The following is a 17,269-nucleotide window of genomic DNA, read 5'->3' on the forward strand; positions in this document are numbered from 1 at the left end:
CTGGTCGAACGGCTCCCCGATCCCAGCGACCGGCGCGGTGTCCTCGTCCGGCTCACTCCCGAGGGCCGGGACCGCGCCGACGAGGCGCTGGCCGGACTGCTCGCCCAGGAGCGGGCCATCCTCTCCCAGCTCTCCCGCACCCAGCGCGGCGAGCTGGCAGCGCTGCTACGCCGGCTGACCGCCCCGTTCGACAACGTCCCCGGCTAGCGGAGCCTCCAGCGGCGCGGGGCCGACGCCCGCCCGCCGGGCCAGCGCCACCGCCGCCAGCGTCGAGTGCACGCCCAGCTTGCCCAGCACGTTCTGCATGTGGGTACGGACCGTGTGCGGCGACAGGAACAGCCGCTCGGCCACCGCCTTCCGCCCCAGGCCCGCCACCATGCAGCGCAGCACCTCCCGCTCGCGCGGGGTCAGCGACTCCACGAGCCGTTCGCTCTCGGTGCGGTGCCGCCGGGCCTCCGTCAGCTCCCGCAGCACGCCCGTGAGCAGCGCGGGCGGCAGATGTGTCTCGTCCCTCAGCACCCCCCGGACCACGGCGAGGAGCCGCTGCAGGGAACAGTCCTTGGCGACCCAGCCCGAGGCCCCGGCCTGCAGCGCGAGCGCCGCCCTGCGGGGGTCGTCCCGCTCCGCGAGGACCACGGTGCGCACGGCGGGATAGGTGCCGCGCACCCCGGCCACCAGGGCGATCCCGTCCGCAGGCCCGCCGGCCGTTCCGTCCCCCGGCGCCCGTGGCCCGGGCAGGGACGGCCCGCCCGCGCCCGTACCGGTGAGCGGCGCCGGGCCCGGACCGGGAGCCACTCCGAGGTCGGCGTCGACGAGGAGCACGTCGAACCTGCGGCCCTCCGCGGCGGCGCGCTCCAGGGAGCGCAGCGCGGCCTGGCCGGTGCCCGCCGCGGCCACGTCGACGTCCGGCTCGGCCGCGAGAGCGGCGGCCAGCGACTCGGCGAACACGCGGTGGTCGTCCACCACCAGGACCCGGATACGTGCCACAGAACCCCCATGCGTCGAGGAACGGACCGGCGCGGGCACGGCGCCGGAGGCGGGTCGTCCGTCGCACGGCCGCCGCCGTGCACAGACTGCTACCCCTCTCCGAGCGCCGTACCCGGCGGTTCTCGACCCCTGAAACGGCACCGGCCCCCACCGGTGCTGCCCAACAGAGTAGGGGCGGGGCGGCACGGCGGGGGCCGATTGGCGGAACTGTCCGAAGACGGTGGGCGGCGGGGCGCGTTCAGACGAGGCGCCGCGCGCCCGCCGAGGGGACGGCGGGGAAGACGCCGGGCGCCGTGTGGCCGGCGCCGGCGAAGGCCTCCCGCACCGCGGTGGCGACCGCGTCCGCCCTGGCGCTCTCCACCAGGACGACCGCCGAACCGCCGAAGCCGCCGCCGGTCATGCGGGCACCGAGGGCCCCGGCCGCGTTCGCCGCCGTGACCACCAGGTCCAGTTCCGGGCAGGAGACCCGCAGGTCGTCGCGGAGCGAGACGTGGCCCTCGGTGAGGACCGGTCCGACCTCCCGGGTCCTTCCGGCGCCCAGGAGCGCGACGGTCCGGGCCACCCGGTCGTTGTCGGAGACCACGTGCCGGACGTACCGCGCCGTCGTCCCCCCGCCCAGCCGGGCGAGCGCTTCCGGCAGGTGCGCGGCGCTCACCTCGCGCAGGGTCCGCACACCGAGCGCCCGCGCGCCCGCTTCGCAACCGGCGCGCCGCTCGGCGTACGCGCCGTCCCCGAGGGCGTGCTTGACCCGGGTGTCCACGACGAGCAGCGTGAGCCCTTCGCGGGCCGGGTCGAAGGGGACCTGACGGTACGAGAGGTCGCGGGTGTCGAGGTGGAGGGCGTGGCCCTCCTCGGCGCAGGCGGACGCCATCTGGTCCATGACGCCGCAGGGAACGCCGACGAAGGCGTTCTCCGCGCGCTGAGCTATCCGGGCGAGTTCGGGCCGGCTGAGACCGAGGCCGAAGAGGTCGTTCAGGGCGAGGGCGGTGACGACCTCCAGGGCGGCCGAGGAGGAGAGTCCGGCGCCGGTGGGCACGGTGGAGGCGAGGTGGACGTCGGCGCCGGTGACCGGGTGGCCCGCGGCGCGCAGCGCCCAGACGACGCCCGCCGGGTAGGCGGCCCAGCCGCCGCCGGAGAGCGGTTCGAGGGTGCCGGTGTCCAGCTGGACGACACCGCCGTCGGCGTCGGCGGAGTGCAGCCGCAGCACGCCGTCGTCCCGGCGGGAGACGGCCGCGACGGTGGTGTGCGGCAGGGCGAGCGGCAGCACGAAGCCGTCGTTGAAGTCGGTGTACTCGCCGATGAGGTTGACCCGGCCGGGGGCCGCCCAGACCCCCTCGGGCGCGCTGCCGTACAGCGCCTCGAAGCCGGTGGCGACGCTCATGTCCGGTCCTCCTCGTGGCGCGCGCGGGCGAAGTCCCAGGCGTCGGCGACGACGGCCGCCAGGTCGGTGCGGGTGGGCCGCCAGCCGAGGCGTTCGCGGGCGGTGTCGGCGGAGGCCACGAGGACCGCCGGGTCGCCGGGGCGGCGCGGGGCGGTGATCTCGGGGACGGGGTGGCCGGTGACCGCGCGGACGGTGTCGACGACCTCGCGGACGGAGAAGCCGTTGCCGTTGCCCAGGTTGCAGACGAGGTGCTCGCCCGCCGCCATGGCGTCGAGGGCCAGCAGGTGGGCCTCGGCGAGGTCGGCGACGTGGATGTAGTCGCGGACGCAGGTGCCGTCGGGGGTCGGGTAGTCCGCGCCGTACACCGAGATCGCCTCGCGCCGGCCGAGGGCGACCTGGAGGACGAGCGGGATGAGGTGGGACTCGGGCTCGTGGCGCTCCCCGTGGGAGCCGTACGCCCCGGCGACGTTGAAGTAGCGCAGGGAGACGGCGGCGAGGCCGTGGGCGGCGCACTCCCCGCCGATCATGTGGTCCACGGCGAGCTTGGTCGCCCCGTAGGGGCTGGTGGGCGCGGTGGGGGCGGTCTCGGTGATCGGGACGGAGACCGGTTCGCCGTAGGTGGCGGCGGTGGAGGAGAAGACGAGGCGGCGCACCCCGGCCGCGCGCATCGCGGCGAGGAGCGCGATCGTGCCGCCGACGTTGTTCTCCCAGTACTTCTCCGGGTGGACGACGGATTCGCCGACCTGTGAGGAGGCGGCGAAGTGGAGGACGGCGTCGTACGAGCCGTCGAGCCATCGGGCGGCGTCCTGGACGCGGCCCTCCACGAACTCCGCGCCCTCGGGGACGGCTTCGGCGAAGCCGGTGGAGAGGTCGTCGAGGACGGTGACCGCGTGGCCCCGCTCCAGGAGGTGGGCGGCGACCACGCTGCCCACGTATCCGGCTCCTCCGGTCACCAGGTACTTCTTCCGCGCGGTCGTCATGCGCTCGCCACCTCTCGGAGTCGTCGGGCCGCGTCCTCGGGCCGTACGTCGTTCATGAACGCGCCCATGCCGGACTCGGTGCCGGCGAGGAACTTCAGCTTGCCGGGGGCGCGCCGGACGGTGAACAGCTCCAGGTGGAGTCCGAAGTCCTCGCGGCGGGGGTCGCCGAAGGGGGCCTGGTGCCAGGCGGAGATGTAGGGGGTGGGCGGCTGGTCCGGGCCGAAGAGCCGGTCGAAGCGCCGCAGGAGTTCCAGGTAGACGGGGGCGAAGTCGGCGCGGGCGGCCTCGTCCAGGGCGAGCAGGTCGGGCACCCGGCGGCGGGGGTGGAGGTGGACCTCGTACGGCCAGTGGGCGGCGTAGGGCACGAAGGCGGTCCAGTGCTCGGTCTCCAGGACGATCCGCTCGCCGTCGGCGCGTTCGCGGGCGACGAGGTCGTCGAAGAGGTTGCGGCCGGTGGCGCGGCGGTGCTCGTCGACGCGGCGGCGGGTCGCGGCGGTGCGGGGCGCGACGAAGGGGAAGGCGTAGATCTGGCCGTGGGAGTGGGGCAGGGTGACGCCGATCTCCTGGCCCCGGTTCTCGAAGCAGTAGACCTGCTGGACGCCGGGGAGGGCGGAGAGGGCGGCGGTGCGGTCGGTCCAGGCGTCGAGGACGAGCCGGGTCCGTTCCTCGGTGAGGTCGGCGAAGGAGGCGGTGTGGTCGTCGGTGAAGCAGACGACCTCGCAGCGGCCGACGCCGCCGGAGAGGGAGGGGAAACGGTTCTCGAAGACGACGACCTCGTACGCCTCCTCGGGGACTTCGCTCTCGCGGCCGCCGGTGGCCGGACAGAGCGGGCAGGCGTCGGCCGGCGGGTGGTAGGTGCGGGCCTGCCGGTGGGAGGCGATGGTGACCGGGTCACCGGTGAGCTCGTCGAGCCGGATCTCGGAGCGGGAGACCACGGCCGTCAGGGGGCGCGGGTCGGTGGCGGTGCGGACGGCGTCGTCACGTCCGTCGTAGTAGATCAGCTCACGCCCGTCGGCGAGCGTGGTGACGGTCTTCTTCACGGGAGGCCCTCCGCGGGATCGAACAGAACCACGCACAAGTAATCACAATCCAACATCGCCGTCAATGGCGGAGCCCGGGACCGCCCCTGGGCCGTCGCCCCGCGGTTCCGGTGCACGTGCCGGAGGGCTCCGGCGCCGGTGTCAGGGGGCGCGCCGGGGCCCCGGCACCACCCGGTCGAGCAGTCCCGTGCGCGCCGCGAGGGCCGCCGCCTCCAGACGCGAGCCGACCCCCAGCTTCATCAGGACCCGCTGCACGTGCGTCCGGGCCGTGCTGGGCGCGATGCCCATCCCGGCCGCGATCAACCGGGTGTCCTCGCCCTCCGCGACCCGGACGAGGACCTCCACCTCACGCCGCGTCAGCAGCCGCAGCAGCCGCTGCCCCTCGTCGTCCGGCCGCGCCGCCGGGTGGAGCAGCTCCGCGAAGGCGCCCTGCAGCAGCAGCGGCGCGACCGCCGCCTCCCCCGCCCGCGCCTTCAGGAGCGCCCGCTCCACCCCTTCGATGCGCTCGTCGTGCCGCACGTAGCCCGCGGCCCCGGCCGCGAACGCCGCCGCGATCCCGCGCGGCGACGGCACGGGCCCCAGCACCACCACGGCCACCTGCGGCCGTTCCCGTCTGATCCGTACGACCGGCTCGAAGGCGCCCGGAGCGGCCGGTGCCGCCGTGCCGAGCAGGCACACCTCCGGCGCCCGGCCGATCACGAGGTCCACCGCCCCCGCCACCGGCGCGGCCGCCGCGAGCACCCGGTGCCCGCGCAGCTTCAGCGCCGAGGCGAGCGCCTCCGCGAGCAGACGGTGCTCGTCCACCACCACGAGGCGTACGCCCATCCGGCCTCCCCCTCCTCCGGGTCCGCCGCTCCCCGGCCACCCTGACCCGGCAAGCTACACGCTCCCCCGCTCCGCGAGACCCCAACCACCGGCCGGGTCCGGGAGCCGGAAACGCCCGAGGGCTCCCCCGGAACGACCGGGGGAGCCCTCGAAGGCCTGTCTCGGCGCGGCCGTCAGCGCGGCACGGCGAAGGAGACGAGCAGGTACTTCTTGCTGGTGTCCGTCGGGCGGGCCTTGCTCACCAGGTTGGCGGAGATGAAGAACCGGCCGCTTTCGTATCGGAGTTCGGCACCCGTCAGGCTGAAGCTGGTCTCGGCGTCCCGGATCGAACGGTCCGCCGGGTTCTCCAGGAGGAGGGTCTCCTTCATCGTGCCGCCGTTGATGGAGACGATCCGCCCGCCCTTGTCGTAGGGCGGCTCCTTGTACGCGATGAGGTCGCCGCCGTCCATGCGCAGCGGCACCAGCGTGTACCGGTCACCGGCGTCGGCCTTCTCCGGGACCGTACGGCCCGTGGCCAGGTCGAAGGCGATGATCTCGTTGGTCTCGTCGCCGTACTCGCCGGTGCTTCCCTCGTGCTCCTCGGTCGGCACGTACAGCCGGCCGTTGCCGACGAGCACCTGCGAGCAGGACTCGACCTTGGTGGAGCGGCAGCGGGCCGCGTACTGGTCCGCGTCCGCGGTGATCTTCGCCTTCAGCTTGCCCGTCTTCTCGTCGAGGGAGAAGAAGTCGGAGATGCCGCTGCCGTCACCGGCGCTCTCGCCGACGTCCGCCGCGACCACCAGCGGCTTGGTGGAGACGACCGAGGCGTACTTGACGCCCGTGGGCATCTTGTACTGCGAGATGACCGCGCCCGACGTCGGGTCGACGTTCTGGACGGTCACCGACCCGCTGTCGTACGAGCCGCACTTGCGGACCGCGACGAGACCCTCGCCGCCGCCGTAGCCGAGGTCGTAGCAGTTCTGGTTGTTGGCCTGCGGCTTCCAGCGCGGGTTGCCGTTGGCGAGGTCGAAGGCGGCGCCGCCGTCGGAGCCGCCGGCCGCGACGGTCGGCCCGCTGAGGGTGACCTCGCTGAACCGGACCTTCGCGTCGCCGGCGGTGCCGCCGGTGACCGAGGTCGACCACACCAGCTTGCCGGTGTTCAGGTCGACCAGGCCGACCTCGGTGCACGGCTGGTAGTAGCGCGGCGGAACCCGCTTGGTGGCCTCGAAGAGGATCGGGGCCTTGTTGTCGGCGGTCTTGTGGCGCGAGACGCCGCAGACCTGTCCGGTCAGGGGCAGGGTCCACAGGACCGTGCCCTTGTCCAGGTCGTAGGCGACGACCGAGTTGACGCCCGGCTTCACGAAGGCCTTGTCCGTGAGCCACGAGCCGGTGACGTCCGTGACGTCCGGGACCTTCGGCACCGGCGCCGACCAGGCCAGCTTGGCCTGCGTGTCGGCGGGGGCCTTCTCCGTGCCGCCTCCCCCGAGGCCGCCGTTCCCGCCGGCTCCGCCGCCGGTGGCCTGCGGGGCACCGGTCGTGCCCTTGGCGTCGGGCGCCGGGTCGCCGCCCTCGGAGGAGGCGTACCAGATGCCCGCGCCGATGATCAGGACGACGGCCACGGCCGCCGCGACGACGATCTGCATCTGGGCCGACAGCTTCCCGCGCCCGGCCGCCGGGGCCACCGCCACCGTCGGCTGCTGCCCGTAGGCCTGCGGGCCGTGGCCCGGCGGCTGACCGTAGGGCTGCTGCCCGTACCCCGGCTGCCCGTAGGCCTGCTGGGGCGCGGTCGGGTAGCCGTACGGGGGCTGCGCCGGCGGCTGCTGCGGGGCACCGCCGTACGGGCCGGGCTGGGGCTGCGGAGGCTGCTGCGGGTAGCCGTAGCCGGGGTCCGGCTGCTGCTGCGGGTAGCCGTACCCCGGTGCCTGCGGAGGCTGCGGGGGCTGCTGCGGCGGGGGCGTCGGCGCGCCGAAGCCGCCCTGGTGCTGCGGATCCGGCGGCTGGTTCGGCGGCGGGGGTGGCTGCGTCATCGGTGCGTGTCCTTCACTACTTGCTGAACGCCATCATCGTCTTGACCTGCTTCTCGTCCTTGTCGTTCGACGCGGAGACGCGCCCGCTGGCCACCACGAAGGTGCCGCCGCCGTAGGCGTAGCCGGCGCTGTAGAAGCTGCCCTCGATCTCGGAGGTGCCGGCCGGGTGCTGGAGCTGGATCTTCGGAGCACCGCCGGCCGGGGCGATGGTGGCGACGGCGCCGCCCGCGTCGTACCGCGGCTCGACGTAGACCAGGACCTCGCCGCCCTCCATGCGCAGTGGCGTCATGGTCTGCTCACCGGGCGCCTTGGAACGCCACACGGGCTTGCCGTTCCTCAGGTCGAAGGCGATGACCTCGTTGGGGACGCCGTAGGCGGTCTCGGTCGCCATGTAGAAGCGCTGGGCGTCGGCGGCGACACCGGTGCAGCCCTGGAGGTTACGGCCGAAGACGACGAAGCTGCCGCCGCAGGAGGGGGCGAACTTGTCCTTGCCGCCCTGGATCTGGGAGCGCAGCGAACCGTTGGGGTTCAGCGCGAAGACGGTCCACTTCTTCTCCTCGCGCTGGGTGGCGGAGACCACCAGCGGGTCGACCGAGTAGACCTTGTCGACCTCCCAGTTGGGCTGGAGCTTGAAGCTCCACTTGGGCTTGCCGGTGTTGGGGTCGACCTCGCTGACCGACTGGACCTTCTTGTTCACGTCGCCCGAGGGGCAGTTGTAGGCGCCGATGAGCTTGGCCGGACCGCCCGCGTACGCGAAGGGCTTGCAGCCGTCCGCGGGCGAGGCGAACAGCTGGCGGCCGTCGGTCAGCGAGAAGCCGTAGGCGCTGCTGCTGCCCGACGCGGTCACCGTGTTGCCGCCGATGGCGAGGGTGTTGTCGGAGAAGGCGAAGAGGCCCTTGGGCTTGGGGACGGCCTTCTTCCAGCCCGCCTTGCCGGTCTTCAGGTCGATCTGCTGGAGCTGGGTGCACTTGGCGCCGTCCTTGGCGCTCTCCGCGTACCCGAAGACCATCAGGCCGTTGGCGGAGGGCTCCGCCGGAACCGCGCACAGCTCGAACGGCAGGTCGACGTGCCACTTGGGGCTGCCGTCCTTGAGGCTGTAGCCGTCGACGCCCTTGTACATCGCCTTGACGACGGTGTCGCCGACGATCCACGGGCCGTGCACGTCGGCGCCGTTGCGGGGCAGGTCCACGTCGTTCTTCAGCAGCCAGTTGACCTTGGCCTCGCCGGGCTTGCGGTCGGCGTTGAGGTCGTCGCTCCCGCCGGTCCCGTCGCCGCTGCCGTCGCCCTGGTCGACCGACTCGCTCGGCTTCGGCTCCGCCGAACCGGAGGCGGAACCGGAGGCCGTCGCGGTCGGCCGGGCGACCGGCTCCTCGTCGTCACCGCCGCCGACCACGGCCCAGGTGGTCACCGCGGCCACGAGCACGGCACCCGCGGCGATCGCCGCGACGAGACCGGTCCGGCCCTTGAACGGGCCGCCGCCGCCGGGGCCGCCGGGGGTACCGGGCGGCGTCGGGCCACCCGGGTGGCCCGGCTGCTGCGGGTAGCCGTACGGACCCGGCTGCTGGCCGTAGGGGCCGGGCGCCGGCTGGCCGTACGGACCGGGCTGGGGCTGCTGCGGATACCCGTACGGGCCGGGCTGGGGCTGCTGCGGGTACCCGTAACCGGGCTGCGGCTGCTGGCCGTACGGTCCCGGGGCGCCGGCCGGCGGGGTCTGCGGCGCCTGCGGCGGGACCGGCGGCATCTGCGGGGCCTGCGGCGGCCCCGGCGTCCCGCCGGTGCCCTGGGGGCCCTGGTTCGGGTCCTGAGGAGCTCCGAAGCCCCCCGGCGGCTGGTTGCTGGGCGGCTGGGTCATCAGCGTTTCCCCCTTGACGTGAGCGGGTTGTCTTTCTACCACTCACTCGCTGGCGCAAAAGCGACCGGTCCGCCCCTTGTGCCCAAGGGAGGACCGGCCCGTGATGCCCTCGTTATGCGTCCTCGGCCAGTTCGAGCCAGCGCATCTCCAGTTCCTCGCGCTCCCCCGCGAGGGCGCGGAGTTCGGCGTCGAGCTTCGCCACCTGCTCGAAGTCGGTGGCGTTCTCCGCGATCCGCGCGTGCAGCTTCGCCTCCTTCTCGGAGACCTTGTCGAGCTGGCGCTCGACCTTCTGCAGCTCCTTCTTCGCGGCGCGCGCGTCGGCCGCCGAGGGCCCCTGCTTCGCCGGGGCGGCGGGCGCGGCGGCGGGCGCCGGGACGGCCGCCTCGATCATCCGCCGGCGCCGCTCCAGGTACTCGTCGATGCCGCGCGGCAGCATCCGCAGCGCCCGGTCGCCGAGGAGCGCGAAGGTGCGGTCCGTGGTCCGCTCCAGGAAGAACCGGTCGTGCGAGATCACGACCATCGAGCCCGGCCAGCCGTCGAGGAGGTCCTCCAACTGGGTGAGGGTCTCGATGTCGAGGTCGTTGGTGGGCTCGTCGAGGAAGAGGACGTTCGGCTCGTCCATCAGCAGGCGCAGCAGCTGCAGACGGCGCCGCTCACCGCCGGACAGGTCACCGACCGGCGTCCACTGCTTCTCCTTGCCGAAGCCGAACTGCTCGCAGAGCTGGCCGGCCGTCATCTCCCGGCCCTTGCCGAGGTCGACGCGGTCGCGGATCTGCTGCACGGCCTCCAGGACCCGCAGCGTCGCGGGGAGTTCGGTGACGTCCTGGGAGAGGTAGGCGAGGCGGACGGTCTTGCCGACGACGATCCGGCCCTGCGGCGGCTGCTTCTCGCCCTGGGTGGTGGCGGCCTCCGCGAGCGCCCGGAGGAGTGAGGTCTTGCCCGCGCCGTTGACGCCGACGAGACCGACGCGGTCACCGGGGCCGAGCTGCCAGGTGAGGTGCTGGAGCAGCGTCTTGGGTCCCGCCGTGACGGTCACGTCCTCCAGGTCGAAGACCGTCCTGCCGAGGCGGGCGCCCGCGAACTTCATCAGCTCGCTGGTGTCGCGCGGCGGCGGCACGTCCTCGATGAGCGCGTTCGCGGCCTCGATGCGGAACCGGGGCTTGGAGGTACGGGCCGGGGCGCCGCGCCGCAGCCAGGCCAGCTCCTTGCGGACCAGGTTCTGCCGCTTGACCTCCTCCGTGGCGGCGATCCGCTCCCGCTCCGCCCGCGCGAAGACGTAGTCGGAGTAGCCGCCCTCGTACTCGTACACGTCACCGCGCTGCACGTCCCACATGCGGGTGCAGACCTGGTCGAGGAACCACCGGTCGTGGGTGACGCAGACGAGGGCCGAACGCCGGTTCTGCAGGTGGCGGGCGAGCCAGGCGATGCCCTCGACGTCCAGGTGGTTGGTGGGCTCGTCGAGGACGAGCAGGTCCTGGTCCTCGATGAGCAGCTTGGCCAGTGCGATCCGGCGGCGCTCACCACCGGACAGCGGCCCGATGACCGTGTCCAGGCCCTTCTCGAAGCCCGGCAGGTCCAGGCCGCCGAAGAGGCCGGTGAGCACGTCGCGGATCTTGGCGCTGCCGGCCCACTCGTGGTCGGCCATGACACCGATGACCTCGTGGCGGATGGTCGCCGCCGGGTCGAGCGAGTCGTGCTGCGTGAGCACCCCGAGCCGCAGCCCGCCGCTGTGGGTGATCCGGCCGGAGTCGGCCTCCTCCAGCTTGGCCAGCATCCGGATGAGGGTCGTCTTGCCGTCGCCGTTGCGCCCGACCACCCCGATCCGGTCCCCCTCGGAGACGCCGAGCGACACGCCGTCGAGCAGCGCACGGGTGCCGTACACCTTGCTGACGTTCTCGACATTGACCAGGTTGACGGCCACGTTGACTCCTGTAAGGGGTGATCGATCGGTGTCCAGGGTAGACCGTGACGTGGGTGGTCACTCCTGGTCACGAGGAGACCGGCATCCCGTCACGGACCGGTGGACCGCGACCGGCTCGGCTCTCCGTCCCCTTCGGCACCGGCCTCACCGCGACCGGCGGGACGGAGGTCCTTCCACCAGCAGCCACCCCGCGAGGGCCAGGGTCACCGCCGCCGGGGCCGAGACGTCCACGGCGATCAGGGTGGCCGTGTGGCCCTCCAGGAGCCCGGCGAAGCCCGCCGCCGACAGGCCGAGGACGCCCAGCAGGGCGAGGGTGATGCCGAACGCGGCCAGCGGACCCGACCCCCCGGTCCGGGCGGACGGCGCCGGCGCCTCGAACCGGCGGAAGACCGCCACCAGCAGGGCCGTGAGCGCCGCCGCCGCGAGCAGCCGGACCGGCAGCCAGGCCCACCAGGCGGCGGAGGCCGGGGCCGGCGGTTCCAGGCCGAGGGCGGCGAGCGCGCCGTACACGCCGAGCATGCCCGTCAGGTGCCAGAGGAACGCGGTCATCGCGATCCCGTTCGCCGCGACCACCGCCCGCCAGACCCCCGCCCGGGCCGCGAACCGGCTCCCCGGGCCCCGCAGCAGCTCGACGGCGCCGACCAGCCACAGGCCGTGGCAGAGCAGCGCCAGGGTCGGCGGGGCCATGTTCGACACCTCCTCGCCGGGCATCCCCACCATCGACAGCGGATACGGGCCGAGCGCGACCAGCGCGGCGGCGCCCGCGAGGCCCGCGCCGGCGAGGAGGGCCGGGCGGCGGATCATGCCGTCCGCGCGCAGGAATCCCAGCTGGTGGACGGCGAGCCACACGAAGGCGAAGTTGAGGAACTCGACGTACGGCACGTCCGCCGCGAACCGCAGCACGTCGACGAGGACCGCCCCCGCCACCAGCCCGGCGAAGGCCCCCCGGCCGTACCGCTCGTGCAGCCGCAGCAGCGGCGGGGTGAGGGCGACCATCGCCAGGTAGATCCCGATGAACCAGAGCAGCTGCGGGACCAGCCGCAGCACCGCTCCGACCGTCCCGCCGCCCGCGCCCGCCAGCTGGATCAGCAGCGCGGCGGCGCCCCACACGGCGACGAAGACCATCGTGGGCCGCAGCAGCCTCCGCAGTCGGGCGCGGAGGAAGTCGGCGTAGCCGGGCCGTGAGCGGTGCGCGAGGGCGTGCGCGAAACCGCCGACGAAGAAGAAGACGGGCATGACCTGGAAGACCCAGGTGGCGATCTGGAGGCCGGGGACGACGGCGAGGAGGTTGTCGATCCGCCCGTCGGGGGTGACGGCCGCCATCGTCCAGTGGCCGAGGACCACGACGGCGAGCGAGGCCACCCGCAGGAGGTCGACGTACCGGTCCCGGCCCGCCGGGGTGGCGGCGGCGAGGTCGCGTGCGCTGGTTCCCATGGGGGTACGGTGCCGAGCGCGGCCCGGCCGCCGACAGGGCGCGGGTACTCAGCCCGCGCCTGAGTACCCGCCCGAGGGCGGGGGTGTCAGTCCGTCAGGACGGTGGCCCCCGGGGCCGGGGAGGTCGCCACCCGGGCCGTGCGGCAGGTGCCCGAGGCGATCAGGGCGTCGGCCACGGTCCGCGCCGCGTCCGCGTCCTTCACCAGGAACGCCGTCGTCGGACCCGAGCCGGAGACGAGGGCCGCGAGGGCGCCCGCGCCGGTGCCGGCCTCCAGGGTCGCGGCGAGCGAGGGGCGCAGCGAGAGCGCCGCCGGCTGGAGGTCGTTGACGAGGGCGCCCGCGAGGGCGGTGGTGTCACCGGTCTCCAGGGCCTCCAGGAGGGCCGGGGAGGCGGCCGGCGCGGGGACGTCCACGCCCTCGGTGAGCCGGTCGAACTCGCCGTACACCGCCGGGGTGGACAGCCCGCCGTCGGCGACGGCGAAGACCCAGTGGAAGGAGCCGCCGACGGGCAGGCCGGTCAGCCGTTCGCCGCGCCCGACGCCGAGGGCCGCCCCGCCGACCAGGCTGAACGGCACGTCCGAGCCGAGCTCGGCGCAGATCTCCAGGAGTTCGGCGCGCGGGGTGTCCAGGCCCCAGAGCGCGTCACAGGCCAGGAGCGCGCCCGCGCCGTCGGCGCTGCCGCCCGCCATGCCGCCCGCGACGGGGATGTCCTTGGCGATGTGCAGGTGCACGGCCGGCTCGATCCCGTGCCGGGCGGCGAGGAGTTCGGCCGCCCGCGCCGCCAGGTTGGTGCGGTCGAGCGGCACCTTGTCGGCGTCGGGGCCCTCGCAGGTGACCGTCAGCGCGTCCGCGCGGGTGGCCGTCACCTCGTCGTACAGGGAGACGGCCAGGAAGACGTTGGCCAGGTCGTGGAAGCCGTCCGGGCGGGCGGCGCCGACCGCGAGCTGCGCGTTGACCTTGGCCGGGACCCGTACGGTCACGCTCGTGGGCGCGCTCATGCCCTGGCCTCCGCGATCCGCGCGAACTCCTCCACCGTCAGCGCCTCGCCCCGCGCCTGCGGCGAGATCCCGGCCTTGACGAGGGCCTCCTCGGCGGCGGCCGGGGAGCCCGCCCAGCCGGCGAGGGCGGCCCGCAGGGTCTTGCGGCGCTGTGCGAAAGCGGCGTCGACGACCGCGAACACCACCGCCTTGGAGGCGGTGGTGGCCACCGGCTCGGCGCGGCGGACGAGGGAGACGAGCCCGGAGTCCACGTTCGGCGCGGGCCAGAAGACGTTGCGGCCGATGGAGCCGGCGCGCTTCACCTCGGCGTACCAGTTGGCCTTCACCGACGGCACGCCGTACACCTTGTTCCCCGGCCGGGCCGCGAGCCGGTCGGCGACCTCGGCCTGGACCATGACGAGGGTCCGCTCGATGGTCGGGAAGCGGTCGAGCATGTGCAGCAGGACCGGGACGGCCACGTTGTACGGCAGGTTGGCGACGAGCGCGGTCGGCGCCGGGCCCGGCAGCTCCTCGACCTGCATGGCGTCGGAGTGGACCAGCGCGAAGCGGTCCTTCCGCTCCGGCATGCGGGCGGCGATCGTGGCCGGCAGGGCGGCGGCGAGCACGTCGTCGATCTCGACGGCCGTCACCCGGTCGGCGGCCTCCAGGAGGGCCAGGGTGAGGGAGCCGAGGCCGGGACCCACCTCCACGACGACGTCGTCGGGGCGGACCTCCGCCGTGCGGACGATCCGCCGGACGGTGTTGGCGTCGATGACGAAGTTCTGGCCGCGCTGCTTCGTGGGCCGCACGCCGAGGGCGGCGGCCAGTTCACGGATGTCGGCGGGGCCGAGGAGGGCGTCGGGGCCGTCGGGGCCGGTGGTGGTGCTCACCGGTACAGCCTACGGGGCACGGGTGCGCGCCTCCTACGGCTCACCGGCCGGGGCGGGCCGGGCGGGGCGCCCGGTGCCGGCCGGGCGGGGTACGAGCAGCGGTTTCGGCGCGGGGCCGGGTGGGGCTTCCGGCGCGGGCCGGGCAGCGGCTCACGCGGGCCGGCGGGGCGCCGGGCCCGGGTGGTCAGCCGTGGAGGCGGTGACCGCAGTGCGGCCAGGGGCTCGCGCCGCGCCGCACGTACAGCTTCTTCGCCCGGTACGTCTGCTCGGCGGCGGGCGCGTCCTGCGCGACGCCGTCGCCGCCGAGGGAGCGCCAGGTGGCGGGGTCGAACTGGTAGAGCCCGCCGTACGTGCCGGAGGGGTCGACGGCGTCCGGGCGTCCGCCGGACTCGCAGGCCGCGAGCGCGGCCCAGTTCAGGCCGTCGGCGCCCGCGACGGAGGGAGGCAGCGGCCGGGTGCCGACACGGACCTTGCGGCTGACGGGCGCGCGGACGATCTCCTCGCCGGTCCTGCGGGGCCGCTGGGCGACGCCGTTGACGGACCTCAGGCTGTACGTGACGCGGCGGACGCCGTGGGCGCCCTGGCGTTCGACGACCTCCGTGCCGGCGAACAGGTCCGGGGCGCGGACGCGCTCGACGGCGTACGGGATCGCCTCCTCGCGGACCTGCCGGGAGGCGGTGACGCGGAGCACGGTGACCGTCTGGCCATCGCGCGGGAAGCTCCCGGCCGGGACGGAGGTGGTGTCCTGGCCGGAGAGGGTGATCCCGGCCTCGGCGAGGGCCTCGCGGACGGTGGCGGCGTTGGTGCGGACGGTCCGCTCACGTCCGTCGGCGAGGAAGGTGACGGCGCGTTCGGTGCGGACGTCGAGGGCGAGGCCCCGCCGGGAGATGGGGGCCGAGCGGGAGACGGACAGGTGGGCGCCCTCGGCCCGGACGCCGAGCTGGCGCAGGGCGCCGTCGACGGTCCGCGCGGTGGTCCACACCTGGCGGCGGGTGCCGTCCAGGGTGAGGGTGACGGGGCGGCCGTAGCGGACGACGACCTCGTCCCCGTCGGCGAGGGCGTGGCCGGGCGCGGGGGCGACGATGTCGTGGTCGCCGACGGCGACGCCCTCGTCGCCGAGGAGTTCGGAGACGTCGTCGGCGAAGGTGTGGAAGGTGCGCGGCACGCCGTCCACGGAGAGCCGGACCGCCTTGTCGTCGGCGACGAAGGCGCTGGTGCCGCCGGCCAGGAAGGCGACGACGAGGGCCTGCGGGACGAGCCGGCGCAGCCCCTCCGCGCCCGCCCCGCCGGCCTTGCGGCGCCGTGCCGCCCGGCGGGAACCGGCACGTGAGCCCTGGTGCGGGACGACGGCCGGGACGGTGACCGCCGGGAGGGTCGGCGCGGCCGGACCGGCCTGCGGGGGCGAGGCCGGGGGCGGAGGTGGTGGCGGTGGAGCGGTCGGGAGGACCAGCGCGGCCTGTGTCGGCTGCTCGTGCAGGGGGAGGGCCGGCGCGCCGGCCCCGCGCCGTCCGGCCCGGTGACTGCCCTGGGAAGTGCTCACGAGGCCGGGACCCTAGCCCCTGGGCGGGTCACTCGGCATGACGACCCGGCTACGTGGCGTAACCGTTATGGAAGTCCGCGCGGCTCAGTAGTCGAAGGCGCGGGCGGTGTTCACGGCGATGGCCTCCGCGAGGTCGTTCTCCCCGATGCCCCGCACCTCCGCCATCGCCCGGACGGTGACCGGGATCAGGTACGGGGCGTTGGGCCGGCCCCGGAAGGGCGCGGGGGTGAGGAACGGGGCGTCGGTCTCGACCAGGACCAGCTCCAGCGGGGCGACGGCGAGGGCGTCCCGCAGCGGCTGGGCGTTCTTGAAGGTGACGTTGCCGGCGAAGGACATGTAGTAGCCCTTGGCCGCGCAGATCCGGGCCATGTCGGCGTCCCCGGAGTAGCAGTGGAAGACGGTCCGCTCGGGCGCGCCCTCCTCGTCCAGGACGCGCAGCACGTCGGCGTGGGCCTCCCGGTCGTGGATGACCAGGGTCTTGCCATGGCGCTTGGCGATCTCGATGTGGGCGCGGAAGGAACGCTCCTGCGCGGCCATGCCCTCGGGGCCGGTGCGGAAGAAGTCCAGGCCGGTCTCGCCCACGCCGAGGACGTGCGGCAGGGCGGCGAGCCGGTCGATCTCGGCGAGTGCGTCGTCCAGGGCCGCGTCGCCGCCGGCCTCCCGGGCGCCCTGCCGGGACCAGCCGTCCGGGTCGCCGAGCACGATGTGCGGGGCCTCGTTGGGGTGCAGGGCGACGGCCGCGTGCACCTGGGCGTGGGCGGCGGCGGTCTCGGCCGCCCACCGGGAGCCCTTCACGTCGCAGCCGACCTGCACCACGGTCGTGACGCCGACGGCGGCGGCCCTCGCCAGGGCCTCCTCGACGGTCCCCGACTGCATGTCCAGGTGGGTGTGCGAGTCCGCGACCTCCACGAGGAGCGGTTCGGGCAGCGGCGGCGGGGCGTCCTTGGCACTCATGGCCCCGATCGTACGAGGGCCGCGCGGCAGGGGCGCCGCGCGGCCCGGGTGCTACCTGTCCCGGTGGCGGAAAGGACGCAGCAGATCCGCGAGGTGCCAGTGGTGCGGCACCGGGGGCCGCTCCGGATACTCCTCGGTCAGCTCCTGACCGATCGGCCCCGCCGGCGAGACGGGCTTGGCCGCCCGCACACCCGGCTGGTGCCGCTCGGTCGCGGCGACCGTGTCGAGCACCGAGGAGACCTGCCCCGCGCGCATGATGCGGACGACGTGCCCGCCGCAGTTCATGCAGGTGGGACTGGACAGCGGGGACGGCACCCGCTCTCCTCCGGCCTTGTAGACGACGAATTCCTGGCCGGCCGCGTCGACGTGGTGCTCGATGTCGTACGCCTGCTCCCAGCCGTAACCGCACCGCATACAGGCGAAGGCGTACGCCTCATGGGCGACGGATATGCCGGTGCCGGTGATCTCGGTCATGCCAGCTC

15 protein-coding genes are annotated in these 17,269 nt (G+C 74.5%); 1 reads left to right on the forward strand and 14 read right to left on the reverse strand.

Annotated features, from left to right (window positions below; genetic code table 11):
• Positions 1-207, forward strand: a 207-nt coding sequence (locus tag RIF68_RS07200) for a MarR family winged helix-turn-helix transcriptional regulator (protein ID WP_375165682.1), incomplete at its 5' end; no start/stop codon positions are given.
• On the opposite strand, the gene RIF68_RS07205 is transcribed toward RIF68_RS07200, so the two are convergent.
• The 14 genes from RIF68_RS07205 to RIF68_RS07270 all read right to left on the reverse strand — a co-directional run bounded on the left by RIF68_RS07205 (position 166) and on the right by RIF68_RS07270 (position 17,261).
• Positions 166-987, reverse strand: a complete 822-nt coding sequence (locus RIF68_RS07205; RefSeq protein WP_309050292.1) for a response regulator transcription factor — start codon at positions 985-987, stop codon at positions 166-168. The genes RIF68_RS07200 and RIF68_RS07205 overlap by 42 nt on opposite strands.
• Before the next feature lie 238 nt (positions 988-1,225).
• Positions 1,226-2,368, reverse strand: coding sequence for a galactokinase (gene galK, locus RIF68_RS07210; RefSeq protein ID WP_309050293.1), 1,143 nt, complete (start codon positions 2,366-2,368; stop codon positions 1,226-1,228).
• Positions 2,365-3,348 carry a UDP-glucose 4-epimerase GalE gene (gene galE, locus RIF68_RS07215; protein ID WP_309050294.1) on the reverse strand — a complete coding sequence of 328 codons (984 nt, stop codon included), beginning with the start codon at positions 3,346-3,348 and terminating at the stop codon, positions 2,365-2,367. The genes galK and galE overlap by 4 nt, the downstream gene beginning before the upstream one ends.
• The gene (galT, locus tag RIF68_RS07220; RefSeq protein WP_309050295.1) at positions 3,345-4,388 is read right to left on the reverse strand and encodes a galactose-1-phosphate uridylyltransferase; all 1,044 of its coding nucleotides are present in this window, start codon (positions 4,386-4,388) and stop codon (positions 3,345-3,347) included. The genes galE and galT overlap by 4 nt, the downstream gene beginning before the upstream one ends.
• 141 nt (positions 4,389-4,529) lie before the next feature.
• Complete coding sequence (locus RIF68_RS07225; RefSeq protein WP_309050296.1) at positions 4,530-5,213, reverse strand: LuxR C-terminal-related transcriptional regulator; 684 nt, start codon at positions 5,211-5,213, stop codon at positions 4,530-4,532.
• A gap of 173 nt (positions 5,214-5,386) precedes the next feature.
• Entirely contained in the window at positions 5,387-7,219 is a 1,833-nt protein-coding gene (locus RIF68_RS07230; RefSeq protein ID WP_309050297.1) for a PQQ-binding-like beta-propeller repeat protein, read from the reverse strand.
• 16 nt (positions 7,220-7,235) lie between these two features.
• The gene (locus RIF68_RS07235) at positions 7,236-9,071 is read right to left on the reverse strand and encodes a PQQ-binding-like beta-propeller repeat protein (protein WP_309050298.1); all 1,836 of its coding nucleotides are present in this window, start codon (positions 9,069-9,071) and stop codon (positions 7,236-7,238) included.
• Between the two features lie 112 nt (positions 9,072-9,183).
• Complete coding sequence (locus RIF68_RS07240; protein WP_309050299.1) at positions 9,184-10,992, reverse strand: ABC-F family ATP-binding cassette domain-containing protein; 1,809 nt, start codon at positions 10,990-10,992, stop codon at positions 9,184-9,186.
• 144 nt (positions 10,993-11,136) lie between these two features.
• Positions 11,137-12,426: an acyltransferase gene (locus RIF68_RS07245; RefSeq protein ID WP_309050300.1), complete on the reverse strand. Its 1,290-nt coding sequence runs from the start codon at positions 12,424-12,426 to the stop codon at positions 11,137-11,139.
• Between the two features lie 86 nt (positions 12,427-12,512).
• Positions 12,513-13,424, reverse strand: a complete 912-nt coding sequence (locus RIF68_RS07250; RefSeq protein WP_309050301.1) for a 4-(cytidine 5'-diphospho)-2-C-methyl-D-erythritol kinase — start codon at positions 13,422-13,424, stop codon at positions 12,513-12,515.
• Complete coding sequence (rsmA, locus tag RIF68_RS07255) at positions 13,421-14,293, reverse strand: 16S rRNA (adenine(1518)-N(6)/adenine(1519)-N(6))-dimethyltransferase RsmA (RefSeq protein ID WP_309050302.1); 873 nt, start codon at positions 14,291-14,293, stop codon at positions 13,421-13,423. The genes RIF68_RS07250 and rsmA overlap by 4 nt, the downstream gene beginning before the upstream one ends.
• A gap of 184 nt (positions 14,294-14,477) precedes the next feature.
• The gene (locus RIF68_RS07260; RefSeq protein WP_309050303.1) at positions 14,478-15,833 is read right to left on the reverse strand and encodes a ubiquitin-like domain-containing protein; all 1,356 of its coding nucleotides are present in this window, start codon (positions 15,831-15,833) and stop codon (positions 14,478-14,480) included.
• Positions 15,834-15,917: 84 nt separating this feature from the next.
• Positions 15,918-16,787, reverse strand: a complete 870-nt coding sequence (locus RIF68_RS07265) for a TatD family hydrolase (RefSeq protein ID WP_309050304.1) — start codon at positions 16,785-16,787, stop codon at positions 15,918-15,920.
• A 51-nt stretch (positions 16,788-16,838) separates the two neighbouring features.
• A complete protein-coding gene (locus RIF68_RS07270) occupies positions 16,839-17,261 on the reverse strand; it encodes a hypothetical protein (protein WP_309050305.1) in 423 nt (140 codons plus the stop codon).
• Between the last annotated feature and the right edge of the window lie 8 nt (positions 17,262-17,269).

The organism is Streptomyces sp., from assembly GCF_031178505.1.
Taxonomy (GTDB): domain Bacteria; phylum Actinomycetota; class Actinomycetes; order Streptomycetales; family Streptomycetaceae; genus Streptomyces; species Streptomyces gulbargensis.